Below are 16,856 nucleotides of genomic sequence, written 5' to 3' on the forward strand. Positions count from 1 at the left end.
GCTTAGAATTCGGCCTCTCTCGCGATGACGGAAACGCAGAACGGGAGGGGAAGCTAGGCAGGACAAGGAGAGCGCCGGAATTTAGGCTGCTTCTTTGAACTGGTGAAGAACTCGATCGATGCGGTTTGTTGATCGAAGCGCTGAAAAAAGTAGTTGACGCGCTTCAAAATGTTCTTCATAATCTCGCTTCTCTGCTGCTGAAAACGCAGCGCCGAAACGAAGCCAAGCTTCTCTCGGAAACGCTCTTTAACAATCTACAGCCGATAAGTGTGGACGCTTGATGGAAGCGGTCCTGATCTTAGGATCAGGTCAGCAAAAGTATCAAGAGTCTCACACAAAAGTAAGTCAGGTTTATGAAGTAATTCGTAATCCTGTCAGCTTTGAGTGAGCGACCGGTTCGAAAGAACCGAAAAACAGTAACAGGTATTGAACTGAAGAGTTTGATCCTGGCTCAGATTGAACGCTGGCGGCATGCCTTACACATGCAAGTCGAACGGCAGCACGGACTTCGGTCTGGTGGCGAGTGGCGAACGGGTGAGTAATACATCGGAACATGTCCTGTAGTGGGGGATAGCCCGGCGAAAGCCGGATTAATACCGCATACGATCTACGGATGAAAGCGGGGGACCTTCGGGCCTCGCGCTATAGGGTTGGCCGATGGCTGATTAGCTAGTTGGTGGGGTAAAGGCCCACCAAGGCGACGATCAGTAGCTGGTCTGAGAGGACGACCAGCCACACTGGGACTGAGACACGGCCCAGACTCCTACGGGAGGCAGCAGTGGGGAATTTTGGACAATGGGCGAAAGCCTGATCCAGCAATGCCGCGTGTGTGAAGAAGGCCTTCGGGTTGTAAAGCACTTTTGTCCGGAAAGAAATCCTTGACTCTAATAAAGCCGAGGGATGACGGTACCGGAAGAATAAGCACCGGCTAACTACGTGCCAGCAGCCGCGGTAATACGTAGGGTGCAAGCGTTAATCGGAATTACTGGGCGTAAAGCGTGCGCAGGCGGTTTGTTAAGACCGATGTGAAATCCCCGGGCTCAACCTGGGAACTGCATTGGTGACTGGCAAGCTAGAGTATGGCAGAGGGGGGTAGAATTCCACGTGTAGCAGTGAAATGCGTAGAGATGTGGAGGAATACCGATGGCGAAGGCAGCCCCCTGGGCCAATACTGACGCTCATGCACGAAAGCGTGGGGAGCAAACAGGATTAGATACCCTGGTAGTCCACGCCCTAAACGATGTCAACTAGTTGTTGGGGATTCATTTCCTTAGTAACGAAGCTAACGCGTGAAGTTGACCGCCTGGGGAGTACGGTCGCAAGATTAAAACTCAAAGGAATTGACGGGGACCCGCACAAGCGGTGGATGATGTGGATTAATTCGATGCAACGCGAAAAACCTTACCTACCCTTGACATGGTCGGAATCCTGGAGAGATCTGGGAGTGCTCGAAAGAGAACCGATACACAGGTGCTGCATGGCTGTCGTCAGCTCGTGTCGTGAGATGTTGGGTTAAGTCCCGCAACGAGCGCAACCCTTGTCCTTAGTTGCTACGCAAGAGCACTCTAAGGAGACTGCCGGTGACAAACCGGAGGAAGGTGGGGATGACGTCAAGTCCTCATGGCCCTTATGGGTAGGGCTTCACACGTCATACAATGGTCGGAACAGAGGGTCGCCAACCCGCGAGGGGGAGCTAATCCCAGAAAACCGATCGTAGTCCGGATCGCACTCTGCAACTCGAGTGCGTGAAGCTGGAATCGCTAGTAATCGCGGATCAGCATGCCGCGGTGAATACGTTCCCGGGTCTTGTACACACCGCCCGTCACACCATGGGAGTGGGTTTTACCAGAAGTGGCTAGTCTAACCGCAAGGAGGACGGTCACCACGGTAGGATTCATGACTGGGGTGAAGTCGTAACAAGGTAGCCGTATCGGAAGGTGCGGCTGGATCACCTCCTTTCTCGAGCTAATACCGCGAAAGTTGAGCGTTCACGCTTATCGGCTGTAAATCAAGACAGACTCAGGGGTCTGTAGCTCAGTTGGTTAGAGCACCGTCTTGATAAGGCGGGGGTCGTTGGTTCGAATCCAACCAGACCCACCACTTAGTCTGGACAGTATCCTTGAGAAGTCTCTGTATGGGGGCATAGCTCAGCTGGGAGAGCACCTGCTTTGCAAGCAGGGGGTCGTCGGTTCGATCCCGTCTGCCTCCACCAATCTTCAATGACAAGCGTTCAGGTCAGCATGACCTGAGGATTTGTCATTGGCGATTGAGCCAGTCAGAGCGATCGGTACACCTTGTGTACTTATCGGCTGTCGTTCTTTAACAATCTAGAAGAAGTAGTAATTTGAATAACGGAAGCGTCTATTTGAGATGGGCGTGAAAGTTATTCGGGTTGTGATTGTATCGATGTATCTCAAGAAGATTCGAACTTAAATGTTCGGCTCAAATTGGAATACGGCACAAATGCGAGAACTCAACCTGTAACGACTGTCAAGCGCAAGCAAGACGGACTCGTTATAGGGTCAAGCGAACAAGTGCATGTGGTGGATGCCTTGGCGATCACAGGCGATGAAGGACGCGGTAGCCTGCGAAAAGCTACGGGGAGCTGGCAAACAAGCTTTGATCCGTAGATGTCCGAATGGGGAAACCCACTCCTTTTGGAGTATCCATAGCTGAATACATAGGCTATGTGAAGCGAACGCGGTGAACTGAAACATCTAAGTAACCGCAGGAAAAGAAATCAACCGAGATTCCCAAAGTAGTGGCGAGCGAAATGGGAAGAGCCTGTACTCTTTATTTGTATTGTTAGTCGAACGCTCTGGAAAGTGCGGCCATAGCAGGTGATAGCCCTGTAGACGAAAACAGTATGAAAGAACTAGGTGTACGACAAGTAGGGCGGGACACGTGAAATCCTGTCTGAAGATGGGGGGACCATCCTCCAAGGCTAAATACTCGTGATCGACCGATAGTGAACCAGTACCGTGAGGGAAAGGCGAAAAGAACCCCGGGAGGGGAGTGAAATAGATCCTGAAACCGCATGCATACAAACAGTCGGAGCCTCGTAAGGGGTGACGGCGTACCTTTTGTATAATGGGTCAGCGACTTACGTTCAGTAGCAAGCTTAACCGAATAGGGCAGGCGTAGCGAAAGCGAGTCCGAATAGGGCGTTCAGTTGCTGGGCGTAGACCCGAAACCAAGTGATCTATCCATGGCCAGGATGAAGGTGCGGTAACACGTACTGGAGGTCCGAACCCACTAACGTTGAAAAGTTAGGGGATGAGCTGTGGATAGGGGTGAAAGGCTAAACAAACTTGGAAATAGCTGGTTCTCTCCGAAAACTATTTAGGTAGTGCCTCGCGTCTCACCTTCGGGGGTAGAGCACTGTCATGGTTGAGGGGTCCATTGCGGATTACCTCGCCATAGCAAACTCCGAATACCGAAGAGTGCAATCGCGGGAGACAGACATCGGGTGCTAACGTCCGGTGTCAAGAGGGAAACAACCCAGACCGCCAGCTAAGGTCCCCAAATATAGCTAAGTGGGAAACGAAGTGGGAAGGCTAAAACAGTCAGGAGGTTGGCTTAGAAGCAGCCATCCTTTAAAGAAAGCGTAATAGCTCACTGATCGAGTCGTCCTGCGCGGAAGATGTAACGGGGCTAAGCTATATACCGAAGCTGCGGATGCACATTTATGTGCATGGTAGGAGAGCGTTCCGTAAGCCTGCGAAGGTGCACTGTAAAGTGTGCTGGAGGTATCGGAAGTGCGAATGCTGACATGAGTAGCGATAAAGGGGGTGAAAGGCCCCCTCGCCGTAAGCCCAAGGTTTCCTACGCAACGTTCATCGGCGTAGGGTGAGTCGGCCCCTAAGGCGAGGCAGAAATGCGTAGCTGATGGGAAGCAGGTCAATATTCCTGCACCATTGTTAAATGCGATGGGGGGACGGATCGCGGAAGGTTGTCCGGGTGTTGGAAGTCCCGGTCGCTGCATTGGAGAAGGTGCTTAGGCAAATCCGGGCACAGAATTCAAGGGTGTGGCGCGAGCTTCTTAGGAAGCGAAGCAATTGGAAGTGGTTCCAAGAAAAGCCTCTAAGCTTCAGTTTAACAGTGACCGTACCGCAAACCGACACAGGTGGGCGAGATGAGTATTCTAAGGCGCTTGAGAGAACTCGGGAGAAGGAACTCGGCAAATTGGTACCGTAACTTCGGGATAAGGTACGCCCTTGTAGCTTGACTGGCCTGCGCCAGAAGGGTGAAAGGGTTGCAATAAACTGGTGGCTGCGACTGTTTAATAAAAACACAGCACTCTGCAAACACGAAAGTGGACGTATAGGGTGTGACGCCTGCCCGGTGCCGGAAGATTAAATGATGGGGTGCAAGCTCTTGATTGAAGTCCCGGTAAACGGCGGCCGTAACTATAACGGTCCTAAGGTAGCGAAATTCCTTGTCGGGTAAGTTCCGACCTGCACGAATGGCGTAACGATGGCCACACTGTCTCCTCCCGAGACTCAGCGAAGTTGAAGTGTTTGTGATGATGCAATCTCCCCGCGGCTAGACGGAAAGACCCCATGAACCTTTACTGTAGCTTTGCATTGGACTTTGAACCGATCTGTGTAGGATAGGTGGGAGGCTATGAAACCGGAACGCTAGTTTCGGTGGAGCCGTCCTTGAAATACCACCCTGGTTTGTTTGAGGTTCTAACCTTGGCCCGTGATCCGGGTCGGGGACAGTGCATGGTAGGCAGTTTGACTGGGGCGGTCTCCTCCCAAAGTGTAACGGAGGAGTACGAAGGTACGCTAGGTACGGTCGGAAATCGTGCTGATAGTGCAATGGCATAAGCGTGCTTAACTGCGAGACCGACAAGTCGAGCAGGTGCGAAAGCAGGTCATAGTGATCCGGTGGTTCTGTATGGAAGGGCCATCGCTCAACGGATAAAAGGTACTCTGGGGATAACAGGCTGATACCGCCCAAGAGTTCATATCGACGGCGGTGTTTGGCACCTCGATGTCGGCTCATCTCATCCTGGGGCTGTAGCCGGTCCCAAGGGTATGGCTGTTCGCCATTTAAAGAGGTACGTGAGCTGGGTTTAAAACGTCGTGAGACAGTTTGGTCCCTATCTGCCGTGGGCGTTGGATATTTGAAGGGGGCTGCTCCTAGTACGAGAGGACCGGAGTGGACGAACCTCTGGTGTACCGGTTGTCACGCCAGTGGCATCGCCGGGTAGCTATGTTCGGAAGAGATAACCGCTGAAAGCATCTAAGCGGGAAACTCGCCTTAAGATGAGATATCCCTGGAGGCTTGACCTCCTTGAAGGGTCGTTCGAGACCAGGACGTTGATAGGTCAGGTGTGTAAGCGCAGTAATGCGTTCAGCTAACTGATACTAATTGCCCGTAAGGCTTGATCCTATAACAAGTCTGCGTCGATAGCTGTGAGTGCTTCAGCACTTACAGATATCCCGTCCTGAACCGCAGGTTCAGGATCTTAAACAGCGCGACAAGTTATACAGCATTGAGTCCTCGTGTGCCGATACACACAACTCATTACTACTTCTTCCAGATTGGTCGTGGCGCTCAACAGCGACTCGACAACCCCTTTAGCCTGATGACCATAGCGAGTCGGTACCACCCCTTCCCATCCCGAACAGGACCGTGAAACGACTCTACGCCGATGATAGTGCGGATTGCCCGTGTGAAAGTAGGTAATCGTCAGGCTTCCTCCTTCAGAACCCCCGCTGCGTATGCAGTGGGGGTTTTGTCTTTTCGGCCGCGGAATGTCGTTCACGCCGCTGCGCTTTAAAATCCCTCAAAATATCTCCTGAATTTCGCCTGAACGGACAAATCGTCCTACGAAATGCTTGCGTGCATCGATTGGCGCTGCGATGATCCGACACCAGATCGCGATTCAAACCATCGCGTCCTACACGGAATTGGTCATAAAACCCAGCCGCTCGGCGGAGTTTGAAAGGAGTGTCTAACCCGGTTGTTTCGAGGCAGCCTACCGGCTAGGATGCTTTTTTAGCACGACCATTCGAAAATCAGTAAGGAGACGTCTTGCATGGACAAGATTTGGCTGAAATCGTACCCCGCCGGCGTGCCAGCCGAAATTGATCCATCTCGCTATCCGACCGTCCCCGATCTGCTGGATGACAGCTTCCGCTCGCATCGCGACCGTACTGCCTTTATCTGTATGGGAAAGGCGCTTACCTATGGTGAAATCGATGCGTTGTCGCGCAAGCTCGGCGCGTGGTTCCAATCGCGCGGGCTGACGCGCGGCGCGCGCATCGCGATCATGATGCCGAACGTGCTGCAATATCCGGTGACGATTGCCGCCGTCCTGCGCGCCGGCTATACCGTCGTCAACGTCAATCCGCTCTATACGCCGCGTGAGCTGCAGCACCAACTGGCCGACAGCGGCGCCGAGGCGATCGTCGTGCTCGAGAACTTTGCCGCGACGCTGCAAGCGGTGATCGCCGAAACATCGGTCAAGCATGTGGTCGTCGCGGCCATGGGCGACTTGCTCGGCATCAAGGGCCTGCTGGTCAATTACGTGGTGCGCAGCGTCAAGAAGATGGTGCCGGCCTGGCAATTGCCGGCGTTCACGCGCTTCAACGCGGCGCTCGCCGAGGGCGGCCGCCAGACGTTTACACCGCCGACGCTCGGGCCAAACGACGTCGCGTTCCTGCAATACACGGGTGGCACGACCGGTGTGGCCAAGGGCGCGACGCTGCTGCACCGGAATATCGTCGCGAACGTGCTGCAATCGGAAGCCTGGCACGCGCCGGCCTATACGAAGCTGCCGGCCGGGCAAACGCAGTTCTTCACGGTGGCTGCACTGCCGCTGTATCACGTGTTCGCGCTGACAGTGTGCGGTTTCCTGACCATGCGCACCGGCGGCACCGGCTTGCTGATCCCGAATCCGCGTGACATCGCCGGCATGATCAAGGAACTGAAGCGCTATCCGGTGTCGACGTTCCCGGCTGTGAACACGCTCTACAACGCGATGCTGAATCATCCCGATTTCGACCAGCTCGACCTGTCGAGGTTGGCGGTGGCCAACGGCGGTGGAATGGCGATCCAGGAAAGCGTCGCGAAGCGCTGGTACGACAAGACACACACGCCGATCGTCGAAGGCTACGGGCTGTCGGAAACCTCGCCGGTGGTCAGTTGCAACCCGGTCACGGCCACGGAATACACGGGCACGATCGGCTTGCCGCTGTCGTCGACCGAAATCTCGATTCGCGACGACGATGGCGTCGAAGTGGCGCTCGGCCTGCCCGGCGAGATCTGCATCCGCGGGCCGCAGGTGATGGCCGGTTATTGGAATCGTCCCGACGAGACGGCCAAGGTAATGATGCCCGACGGCTATTTCAAGTCGGGCGACATCGGCGTGATGGACGAGCGCGGCTACGTGAAGATCGTCGACCGCAAGAAGGACATGATCCTGGTGTCCGGCTTCAACGTCTATCCGAACGAGGTCGAGGATGTGGTCTCCTCGCACCCGGGCGTGTTCGAGGTGGCGGCGGTCGGCGTGCCCGACGAGCATTCCGGCGAGGCCGTGAAGCTGTTCGTCGTGAGGAAGGATCCGGCGCTGACCGACGCCGATATCGTTGCCTACTGCAAGGAACGGCTGACGGGTTACAAGCGCCCGCGTTTCATCGAATTCCGCACGGAACTGCCGAAGACCAATGTCGGCAAGATCCTGCGTCGCGAGTTGCGTGACGGCAAGGCCTGATCGAGCGATAGCGGGGCGGTACAGCAACGGGCGCCAGCAGTGGCGCCCGTTTTGTTTGAGACGAAACACTGCCGGAGCGGGCGAGAAAAAAGCGCCCCGCAGGGCGCTTTCGAGGGTGAAGCGGCTGTTATTACATGCGTATTCGTCAGAACTTGTGACGGATGCCAACCTGCGCCGACACCTGATTCGGCGTGGCGGAGGCGGTGATGTTGTTGATTGCCGCGACCGCGCGGTTGCCGGTCGAGTCGTAGCCCAGTGCGTGCTGATAAACGCCGATTGCGTAAAGATCGGTGCGCTTTGACAGAAAATAATCGACACCGAGGTTGACCTGGTGATACTGGGCCGCCGATTGCCCGTTGATCTTGGAGCCGCGCGTGTAGTCGTACGCGATGCCTGCCAGCAGTGCCGGGCTCAACTGATACTTGAAGCTCGCTTCGACGTTGTTGAACACCGCGTCGCCGCGCAGGTTCAGCGGGTTCAGGCTGGCGCCCGCCGTCGAGCCGACCGCGTCGAACCGCGTATAGCTGTAGGTCAGGCCCAGTGTTGCCGCGCCGATCGAATAGGCGCCGGCTGCCGCCACGATTTCCAGCGTATTGGCCGACGCGTAGCCGCGGTAGACGGGGCTGGTCATGTTCAGGCCGCTCGTCGTTGCCGCCGTGTTCGAGTTCGGGTTGTTGCCGAAGAACGAGTAGTTCGGATTGCGCGCGTTGACGTAGCCCACGCCCAGGGCAAGCGGGCCGTTGTTGTAGCCGGCCCCGGCCGAGAATATCTGGTTGCGGCCCGGCTGGCCGGCCACGCCGCCCAGGCTGTACAAGCCGCCGAACTGAAAACCGCCGTACACGGGGCTGGTGTACTTGATCGCGTTGTTGACGCGATTGGCGTTGTTCATGTTGTCGAGGTCGCCCGGGTGCGCGCCGATGTAGCCGGCCCACTGGCTGCCAGTCGCGAGCGCGCCGGTGTAGTCGACCACGGAGTCGTACTGGCGACCCAGCGTGACCTTGCCGAACGCATCGCTCGACAGGCCCACGAAGGCTTGCCGGCCGAACTCGCCGCCGCCCTGGCCGAGCGCGCCGCTCGACACGCTGAAGCCGTTCTCGAGCACGAAGATGGCCTTCAATCCGCCGCCGAGATCCTCGACGCCTTTCAGGCCCCAACGGCTGCCCTGCAGCACGCCGCTCGACTGCTGCCACTGGCGTGCGCCATTCGAATTGTTGTTGAACAGGATGCCGGCATCGATGATGCCGTACAGCGTGACGCTGCTCTGCGCGTGGGCCGCGCCAGCAAACGCACCCAGCGCGACGAGCGCGAAAAGCGACTTTTTCATTCGACGATCTCCAAGGATTACTGAATGATTTTTTATCTGGCGGGGCGTTTGCTTTTGAGTAGGTTCGTTGCCCCGCTTCACTTCTGAGTAGCCGCACGTACTGTAGCGCAAGGCATTTTTACGAAAAAGGAAAAGACCGACGCGACATGGCGCATGTCCTCTTTTGGCAACAATGGTTAAAATTGGGGGTTTACCGCAATGTTCGCGGCAGAATTGGATCAGTTAGCGCAACAAACAACTGACGAAACCCTGCGGCGAGTGGCTGACCGGAGATCCCGAATGCTGTTCGATGAACTAATTAACGAATTCGACCGAGGCCTGCGCGCGATCGCCGGCGTGAGCCGCATGACGCGTCCGGTGCCGCTGCCCGATGGCGACCTCTCGCCGGAATTGAGCGCGGAACAGCGCAAGCACGCGGCTGGCCTGATGCGGGTCAATCACGTCGGCGAGGTGTGCGCGCAGGCGCTGTACCAGGCGCAGAAGCTGTCGACGGCGTCGCCGTCGCTGAAGGCGCTGTTCGAAGAATCGGCGCGCGAGGAGGAAGATCATCTGGCGTGGACGATGCACCGCCTCACGTCGCTCGGCTCGCGTCCGAGCCTGCTGAATCCGCTCTGGTTCGGCGGCGCCATGGCGATCGGCCTGGTGGCGGGGCGGCTGGGCGACAAGGCAAGCCTCGGCTTCATGGCCGAGACGGAGCGCCAGGTCGAACGCCATCTCGACAGCCATCTGTCCGAGCTGCCGGCAGCCGATTCGGCCTCGCGTGCCATCGTCGAACAGATGCGTGATGACGAGGCCAAACACGGCCGCACGGCTGCCGATGCCGGCGGTGCGGAGCTGCCGATACCGGCTCGCTGGCTGATGCAGGCGGCCTCGAAAGTGATGACGAGGACTGCCTACTATCTCTGAGTTTTCGGTGGGACGCGGAGCCTCCCGCGTCTCGCCAACTTCAACGCCCCATCCGCACTTTCCCGCCTCCCTAACCCTCGCCATCACGCCAGCTTGCGCGCGTCTTTTCACGTATCACATCCACACATCACGCTAGTCCGTTCATTTCAAACGAATTTCGGTTTCAGGGTCAGCGTGAAGAGGTGAGCGTAAGTCCTTGTTCTAACTAACAAAATTCGTCAAAAAAACGGCGGCCGCCCTTGACCGTCCCTGACCCTTCCTCTAAAGTGGGAAACAGTGTGAGGAAGTGTATTTTTGTGTGATTCAGCGGGTCGTTCCGGTTAGATTCTCAGTCAATGGGCGGGTGTCGAGACACCCCGAACAGGAGAGCGGAAAGTGTTCCAGGGGGCGTCGGCGCTGACGCTCGATGCGAAAGGGCGGATGTCGGTCCCTTCTCGCTATCGCGAGGCGCTGCAAGGACAGGCAGAAGGACGGGTGACTGTGACCAAGCATCCGGACGGCTGCCTGTTGCTGTTTCCACGCCCCGAATGGGAAGTTTTCCGCGCCAAGATCGCCGCCCTGCCGATGGACGCGCACTGGTGGCGCCGCATTTTTCTCGGCAACGCGTCGGATGTCGATCTCGACAGCGCGGGCCGGATTCTCGTATCGCCGGAGCTGCGAATGGCAGCCGGGCTGGAAAAGGAAGTCATGTTGTTGGGAATGGGTAGTCACTTCGAGCTGTGGGATTCGCAAACCTACATCGCGAAGGAGCAGGCGGCGATGGCGCAGGGCATGCCCGATGCGCTGAAGAATTTCACCTTCTGATTGCGGTGACGGAGACGCCCGCGATGGGAAATGAATTTCAGCACCGGACGGTGCTGCTCGATGAAGCGGTCGATGCGCTCGTGACGCGGCCCGACGGCCTTTACGTGGATGGCACGTTCGGCCGCGGCGGCCATAGCCGCCTGGTGCTCGATCGGCTGGCCGAAGGCGGCCGCCTGATCGCGTTCGACAAGGATCCGCTCGCGATCGAGACGGCGCGTCGGATCGGCGATGCCCGCTTCTCGATCGTGCATGACAGTTTTGCGTCGCTCGGCGACGCGCTTGCCGAACGCGGCGTGCCGCGCGTGACGGGCGTGTTGCTGGATCTGGGGGTGTCTTCCCCGCAGATCGACGATCCCGAGCGCGGTTTCAGTTTCCGCGCGAACGGCCCGCTCGATATGCGGATGGATACCACTCGTGGCGAATCGGCAGCCGACTGGCTGGCCCGCGCGCCCTTGCAAGAACTGACTGAGGTGATACGCGATTATGGGGAAGAACGGTTTGCTTTTCAGATTGCAAAGGCGCTTGTTGCTCGCCGGGCGGAATCCGAGCGCCTTGGTCCCCTCGACAGCACGGGCGAGCTTGCCCAAATCGTGGGTCACGCCGTCAAGACACGTGAGAAAGGCAAGGATCCGGCAACCCGCACCTTTCAAGCTATACGGATTCACGTCAATCAAGAGCTTGCGGACCTGCAAGTCGTTCTAGCGTCCGCGTTGTCGTCGTTGGAGCAAGGGGGGCGGCTGGTCGTGATCAGCTTTCATTCGCTCGAGGATCGGATCGTCAAACGCTTCATGCAGACGCACGCGAGCGCGCCTGTGGTCGATCGCCGCCTGCCGATCCGCGCCGCCGATCTCCCGTCTCCGCCGCTCAAGCTGCTCGGCCGCAAGTTCCCGAGCGACGCCGAAGTGGCCGCGAACCCGCGGGCCCGGTCCGCCGTGATGCGCATCGCGGAGCGCATCGCGCCATGAACCGCCTCAACATCTTCCTGCTGATCGTCGTGATGGGCTGTGCCCTGTCGGTCGTCAATTCGACCAATCAGCAGCGTCAGATCTTCTTCCAGTTGCAGCGTGCGCAATCGCAGGAGCATCAGCTCCAGCAGGATTACGCGCAACTGCAATATCAGCAGGGCGCGTTGTCCAAGACCTCGCGCATCGAGCAGCTCGCCAACGATTCGCTGAAGATGCAGACGATCGTTACCGGTCGCACCCAATACCTGACGCTGCCGCCCGATGCCGTGAAGGCCGTCGACACGCCGCTGCCGAGTTCGGCTGCCGCTGGCGACCAGGGGAGCCGGCGATGAAACAACGCCAGTCGAACGTGAAATTCGCGTCCAGCCCGGTCCTGTCGGTGCATCTGCCGATGTGGCGCTCGAAGCTCGTCGTGTTCATGCTGTTCATGGCCTTCGTCGCGCTGGCCGCGCGCGCCTTCTGGATCCAGGGGCCGGGCAATGCGTTCTACCAGAAGCAGGGCGAAAGCCGTTATCAGCGCACGCTCGAACTGCCGGCCACGCGCGGCAAGATCCTCGATCGCAATGGCCTCGTGCTCGCGACGAGCCTGCCCGTGCGCGCGATCTGGGCGATCCCCGAAGCGGTGCCGGACGATCTCGGCGCCGGCAAGCTCGACCAGCTCGGCAAGCTGCTCGACATGAGCGCGCCCGAGCTGCGCCGCAAGCTGTCGGGCGACCGCAGCTTCGTCTACGTGAAGCGGCAGGTGCCGATCGACGTGGCCGACAAGGTCACCGCGCTCGATATCCCCGGCATCTATGCGCGCAACGAATACAAGCGCTTCTATCCGGAAGGCGAGATCACCGCTCACTTGATCGGCTTCACCAATGTCGAGGACGAAGGCCAGGAAGGCGTCGAGCTGGCGGACCAGAAGCTGCTGGCCGGGGTGTCGGGCAGCCGTCACGTGATCAAGGATCGCGTCGGCCATATCGTCGAGGACGTCGACGAGCAGCTGCCGCCGCACAACGGCACCGACGTCGATCTGTCGATCGACAGCAAGATCCAGTACGTCACCTACGCGAACCTGAAGGCCGCGGTCGAGAAGTTCCACGCCAAGGCGGGCGCGGCGATGGTGGTCGACGTGCGCACCGGCGAGGTGCTGGCGCTGGTCAACTATCCGACCTACAACCCGAACGACCGTTCGCACCTGACCGGCGAGCAGCTGCGCAACCGCGCGCTGACCGACACGTTCGAGCCGGGCTCGATCATGAAGCCGTTCACGGTGTCGCTCGCACTCGACCTGCACCGTGTCTCGCCGAATACGCTGGTCGATACCGGCAACGGCCACTTCGTGCTCGACGGCGCGCCGATCAGCGACGATGCCGGCTTCGGCGTGCTGACGGTGGGTGGCGTGATCCAGAAGTCGAGCAACATCGGCGCGACCAAGATCGCGATGACGATGCGGCCCGAGGAAATGTGGAATATGTATACGAGCATCGGCCTCGGCCAGGCGCCGAAGGTCGGGTTCCCCGGCGCCGTGGCCGGCCGCCTGCGGCCGTGGAAGAGCTGGCGCCGCATCGAGCAGGCCACCATGTCGTACGGCTATGGCCTGTCGGTGTCGCTGTTCCAGCTCGCGCACGCCTATACGGCCATCGCCCACGACGGCGAGCTGATGCCGCTGTCGCTGTTCAAGACCGACGACAAGCAGCCGCCGCAAGGCCCGCAGGTGTTTTCGCCCACCACCGCGCGCGAAGTGCGCGAAATGCTCGAAAGCGTCGTGACGAAGAACGGTACGTCGCCCGACGCGGCGGTGCCCGGCTATCGCGTCGGCGGCAAGAGCGGCACGGCGTACAAGCAGGTCGGCCGCGGCTACGACCACAAGAAATATCGCGCATCGTTCGTCGGCATGGCGCCGATGCCGAATCCGCGCATCGTGGTGGCCGTCTCGGTCGACGAGCCCACCGCCGGCAGCCACTTCGGTGGCGCGGTGTCTGGCCCGGTGTTCTCGACGATCGCCGGCGATACGCTGCGCGCGCTGAACGTGCCGCCGAACATGCCGGTCAAGCAACTGGTCGTGAACGACGACACGCCGAAGCCACCTGCCCCGCCGAAGGCCGGCGCCGCGCGGCTCGCGGCCATGCCGGCGCATCACATGGTGGTGTCGAGCAACACGCATGACCGCCCCGGAGTCGTTCGATGAGCGCCGTACGCAGCGCCCATCCGGCGCACGCCCGAATCGCAGCCGCGCTCGCGTGGCTGCGCGCACATCTGCAGCCCGGCGCGAATCTGCATTCCGATTCGCGCGCGGTGCAGCCGGGCGACGGGTTCCTCGCCTATGCCGTCGACGGCGTCGACAACCGCCAGCACATCGCCGGCGCGCTGTCGCGCGGCGCGGCCGCGGTGCTGGTGCAGCCCGAAGGCTTCGCCGTCGATGCGCTCGACGCGGCCGTCACGCACGCCGTGCCCGAACTCGGCGCGCTGGCCGGCGAGATCGCCAGCAGCTGGTATGGCGACCCGAGCGATGCGATGTTCGCGGTCGGCGTGACGGGCACCAACGGCAAGACCTCCTGCACGCAATGGATCGCGACGGCGCTGAGCGCGCTGCGCACGCCGTGCGCGCTGATCGGCACGCTCGGCAGCGGCATGCCGGGCCGGCTGGTCGCCACCGGCTTCACGACGCCCGATGCGCCGCAGCTGCAGCGCAGCCTGGCGCAACTGCGCGACGAAGGAGCCAAGGCCGTGGCGATGGAAGTGTCGTCGCATGCGCTGCAGCAGGGCCGGGTCAACGGCACGGCGTTCGACGTGGCCGTGTTCACGAATCTGACGCAGGATCACCTCGATTACCACGGCAGCTTCGCAGCCTACGAGGCCGCGAAGGCGAAGCTGTTTGCGTGGCGCGGGCTGCGTCACGCCATCGTCAACCGCGACGACGCGGCCGGCGAACGCCTGCTCGAAGCGCTGGCCGGGCGCACGCGCACCGTGGCGTACGGCATTGGCGATCGCGCTGATGCGCCCGACGCCGATCGCGAACTGATCGCGCACGACGTACACGCCACGGCTACCGGCACGGCATTCCGTCTGGCGTCGTCGTGGGGCGATGCCGATGTCGAAGTCGGCACGCTCGGCCTGTTCAACGTCAGCAACCTGCTGGCCGTGCTCGGCACGCTGCTGGTGGCCGACGTGCCGTTCGACGCGGCGCTTGCCGAACTGCGCAAGCTCGAATCCGTGAACGGCCGCATGCAGCGGCTCGGCGGCCGGATCGCGAGCGACGAACCGCTGGTCGTGGTGGATTACGCGCACACGCCCGACGCGCTCGAAAAGACGCTCGAAGCCTTGCGTCCGATCGCGGCGGCACGCGGCGGCGCGCTGGTCTGCATGTTCGGCTGCGGCGGCGATCGCGACACCACCAAGCGTCCGCTGATGGGCGGCATCGCCGAGCGGCTCGCCGATCGCGTCGTGGTCACGAGCGACAACCCGCGCAGCGAAGTGCCGCTCGCCATCATCGAGCAGATCGCCGCCGGCATGCGCACGCCGGATGCGGCGCAACGCATCGAGGATCGCGCCAGCGCGATCCTGCAGGCCGTACGCGGCGCGGCGCGCGAGGATGTCGTGCTGCTCGCCGGCAAGGGCCACGAAGCTACACAGGAAATCATGGGCAAGAAACGCGAATTCTCGGATCAGGACCATGCGCGGCTCGCGTTGGCCGCGCGCGCGACGCACGCACACGGAGGCAACGAATGACGATGCTGACCCTGCGCGAAGCCGCCGAACTGATTCCGGGCGCGACGATCGCGGGCGACGGGAACATCGCGTTCTCGCGCGTGTCCACTGACAGCCGCACGGCAGGCGAAGGCGATCTGTTCGTCGCGCTGAAGGGCGAGCGCTTCGACGCGCACGATTTTCTCGCCGACGTTGCCGCACGCGGCGTGAGCGCGGTGCTGGTGTCGCGCAGCGACGCACCGGCCACGCTGGCGCAACTGAAGGCGGCCGATACGCGCGTGGCGCTCGGCGCGCTCGCACATGGCTGGCGCCGGCGCTTCACGGGGCCGCTGGTTGCCGTGACGGGCAGCAATGGCAAGACCACCGTCAAGGAAATGATCGCGTCGGTGTTCGCGGCGGCGGTGGGCAAGGATGCGCGGCTGTCGACGGCCGGCAACTTCAACAACGACATCGGCTTGCCGCTGACGCTGTTGCGGCTCGCGCCGGCGCACCGGCTCGCCGTGATCGAACTGGGGATGAATCACCCCGGCGAGACGCAGACGCTCGCGAAGATCGCCGCGCCCACGGTCGCGCTGGTCAACAACGCGCAGCGCGAGCATCAGGAATTCATGGCGACGGTCGAGGCCGTCGCGCTCGAACATGCTTCGGTGATCCATGCGCTGACGCCCGACGGCGTCGCGGTGTTTCCGGCCGACGACAAATACGCCGGGATCTGGCGCGTCGCGGCCACCGGCAACCGGATTGTCGATTTCGCGCTGAACGACGGCGCCGGCACGACCAACGCGGCGGTGACGGGCACCATGCAGGGCGGTGTGCTGTCCATTGCGACGCCGGCCGGCGCGCTGGAGGTGCGCCTGCAGGCGCTGGGCGCGCACAACGCACGCAACGCGCTCGCGGCCACCGCGGCTGCGATTGCGGCGAACGTGCCGCTCGACGCGATCCGCGCCGGCCTCGAAGCGTTCGAGCCGGTGAAGGGCCGCCTGCAGGTCAAGCATGCGGCGCTCGCGTCGCTGGCTGGCGCGACCGTGATCGACGACAGCTACAACGCGAATCCCGATTCGATGCGCGCCGCGATCGACGTGCTGGTCCAGCAGGCCGCACCGCGCGTGCTGGTGATTGGCGAGATGGGCGAGGTGGGCGACGAAGGGCCGGCCTTCCATCGCGAGATCGGCGCCTACGCACGCGAGCGCGGCATCGAGGCGCTCTACGCGATCGGTGACGCCACGCGCGACGCCTGTGCCGCGTTCGGCCCCGCCGCACGGCACTTCGGCGAGATCGGCGCGCTGCTCGCGGCGCTCGACGCCGCCGGCCACGGCCCGGCAGCCACGGTGCTGGTGAAGGGCTCGCGTTACATGAAGATGGAGCGCGTGGTCGACGCACTGACGAACCAACCCGCGACGGGCGCGACGCCCGACGCACACTGAGAAGGAAGTAA

10 protein-coding genes, 2 tRNA genes and 3 rRNA genes are annotated in these 16,856 nt (G+C 60.7%); 14 read left to right on the forward strand and 1 reads right to left on the reverse strand.

Going from position 1 to position 16,856, the window contains the following annotated elements:
- Positions 1-128 precede the first annotated feature (128 nt).
- The 7 genes from AB4850_RS14925 to AB4850_RS14955 all read left to right on the forward strand — a co-directional run bounded on the left by AB4850_RS14925 (position 129) and on the right by AB4850_RS14955 (position 7,726).
- Complete coding sequence (locus AB4850_RS14925) at positions 129-281, forward strand: hypothetical protein (protein WP_414440956.1); 153 nt, start codon at positions 129-131, stop codon at positions 279-281.
- A gap of 147 nt (positions 282-428) precedes the next feature.
- A 16S ribosomal RNA gene (locus tag AB4850_RS14930) occupies positions 429-1,959 on the forward strand.
- A gap of 64 nt (positions 1,960-2,023) precedes the next feature.
- Positions 2,024-2,100: transfer RNA gene (locus tag AB4850_RS14935), tRNA-Ile, on the forward strand.
- Between the two features lie 36 nt (positions 2,101-2,136).
- A tRNA-Ala gene (locus tag AB4850_RS14940) sits at positions 2,137-2,212 on the forward strand.
- Positions 2,213-2,520: 308 nt separating this feature from the next.
- Positions 2,521-5,400, forward strand: a 23S ribosomal RNA gene (locus AB4850_RS14945).
- Between the two features lie 192 nt (positions 5,401-5,592).
- Positions 5,593-5,706 (forward strand): 5S ribosomal RNA (gene rrf, locus AB4850_RS14950).
- Together the 16S, 23S and 5S rRNA genes with 2 tRNA genes alongside form the textbook arrangement of a ribosomal RNA operon.
- A 343-nt stretch (positions 5,707-6,049) precedes the next feature.
- Complete coding sequence (locus tag AB4850_RS14955) at positions 6,050-7,726, forward strand: long-chain fatty acid--CoA ligase (RefSeq protein WP_414443823.1); 1,677 nt, start codon at positions 6,050-6,052, stop codon at positions 7,724-7,726.
- A gap of 145 nt (positions 7,727-7,871) precedes the next feature.
- Here the strand turns inward: AB4850_RS14955 and AB4850_RS14960 are convergent, their stop codons facing one another.
- Positions 7,872-9,050, reverse strand: a complete 1,179-nt coding sequence (locus AB4850_RS14960) for a porin (RefSeq protein ID WP_414443824.1) — start codon at positions 9,048-9,050, stop codon at positions 7,872-7,874.
- A gap of 279 nt (positions 9,051-9,329) precedes the next feature.
- On the opposite strand from AB4850_RS14960, the gene coq7 reads away from it, so the two are divergent.
- The 7 genes from coq7 to AB4850_RS14995 all read left to right on the forward strand — a co-directional run bounded on the left by coq7 (position 9,330) and on the right by AB4850_RS14995 (position 16,845).
- Positions 9,330-9,956 (forward strand): 2-polyprenyl-3-methyl-6-methoxy-1,4-benzoquinone monooxygenase, encoded by a 627-nt coding sequence (gene coq7, locus AB4850_RS14965; RefSeq protein WP_414445523.1) that lies wholly within the window; start codon positions 9,330-9,332, stop codon positions 9,954-9,956.
- Positions 9,957-10,331: 375 nt separating this feature from the next.
- Positions 10,332-10,760 carry a division/cell wall cluster transcriptional repressor MraZ gene (gene mraZ / locus AB4850_RS14970; protein WP_206129819.1) on the forward strand — a complete coding sequence of 143 codons (429 nt, stop codon included), beginning with the start codon at positions 10,332-10,334 and terminating at the stop codon, positions 10,758-10,760.
- 23 nt (positions 10,761-10,783) lie between these two features.
- Positions 10,784-11,725, forward strand: a complete 942-nt coding sequence (rsmH, locus tag AB4850_RS14975; protein ID WP_414443825.1) for a 16S rRNA (cytosine(1402)-N(4))-methyltransferase RsmH — start codon at positions 10,784-10,786, stop codon at positions 11,723-11,725.
- Entirely contained in the window at positions 11,722-12,057 is a 336-nt protein-coding gene (gene ftsL / locus AB4850_RS14980; RefSeq protein WP_414443826.1) for a cell division protein FtsL, read from the forward strand. Before rsmH ends, ftsL begins: the two co-directional genes overlap by 4 nt.
- Positions 12,054-13,901, forward strand: coding sequence for a peptidoglycan D,D-transpeptidase FtsI family protein (locus tag AB4850_RS14985; RefSeq protein ID WP_414443827.1), 1,848 nt, complete (start codon positions 12,054-12,056; stop codon positions 13,899-13,901). Before ftsL ends, AB4850_RS14985 begins: the two co-directional genes overlap by 4 nt.
- Positions 13,898-15,442, forward strand: coding sequence for a UDP-N-acetylmuramoyl-L-alanyl-D-glutamate--2,6-diaminopimelate ligase (locus AB4850_RS14990; RefSeq protein WP_414443828.1), 1,545 nt, complete (start codon positions 13,898-13,900; stop codon positions 15,440-15,442). The genes AB4850_RS14985 and AB4850_RS14990 overlap by 4 nt, the downstream gene beginning before the upstream one ends.
- A complete protein-coding gene (locus AB4850_RS14995) occupies positions 15,439-16,845 on the forward strand; it encodes a UDP-N-acetylmuramoyl-tripeptide--D-alanyl-D-alanine ligase (RefSeq protein WP_414443829.1) in 1,407 nt (468 codons plus the stop codon). The genes AB4850_RS14990 and AB4850_RS14995 overlap by 4 nt, the downstream gene beginning before the upstream one ends.
- The last annotated feature ends 11 nt before the right edge of the window (positions 16,846-16,856 follow it).

Source organism: Burkholderia sp. 22PA0106 (assembly GCF_047497155.1).
GTDB lineage: Bacteria > Pseudomonadota > Gammaproteobacteria > Burkholderiales > Burkholderiaceae > Burkholderia.

What these genes read in the sequence shown, in the direction of transcription:
- coq7 (WP_414445523.1), top strand. Translation starts at nt 9,330, where the DNA reads ATGCTGTTCGATGAACTAATTAACGAATTCGACCGAGGCCTGCGCGCG.
- ftsL (WP_414443826.1), top strand. Translation starts at nt 11,722, where the DNA reads ATGAACCGCCTCAACATCTTCCTGCTGATCGTCGTGATGGGCTGTGCC.
- AB4850_RS14990 (WP_414443828.1), top strand. Translation starts at nt 13,898, where the DNA reads ATGAGCGCCGTACGCAGCGCCCATCCGGCGCACGCCCGAATCGCAGCC.
- AB4850_RS14995 (WP_414443829.1), top strand. Translation starts at nt 15,439, where the DNA reads ATGACGATGCTGACCCTGCGCGAAGCCGCCGAACTGATTCCGGGCGCG.
- AB4850_RS14985 (WP_414443827.1), top strand. Translation starts at nt 12,054, where the DNA reads ATGAAACAACGCCAGTCGAACGTGAAATTCGCGTCCAGCCCGGTCCTG.
- rsmH (WP_414443825.1), top strand. Translation starts at nt 10,784, where the DNA reads ATGGGAAATGAATTTCAGCACCGGACGGTGCTGCTCGATGAAGCGGTC.
- AB4850_RS14955 (WP_414443823.1), top strand. Translation starts at nt 6,050, where the DNA reads ATGGACAAGATTTGGCTGAAATCGTACCCCGCCGGCGTGCCAGCCGAA.
- AB4850_RS14960 (WP_414443824.1), bottom strand. Translation starts at nt 9,050, where the DNA reads ATGAAAAAGTCGCTTTTCGCGCTCGTCGCGCTGGGTGCGTTTGCTGGC.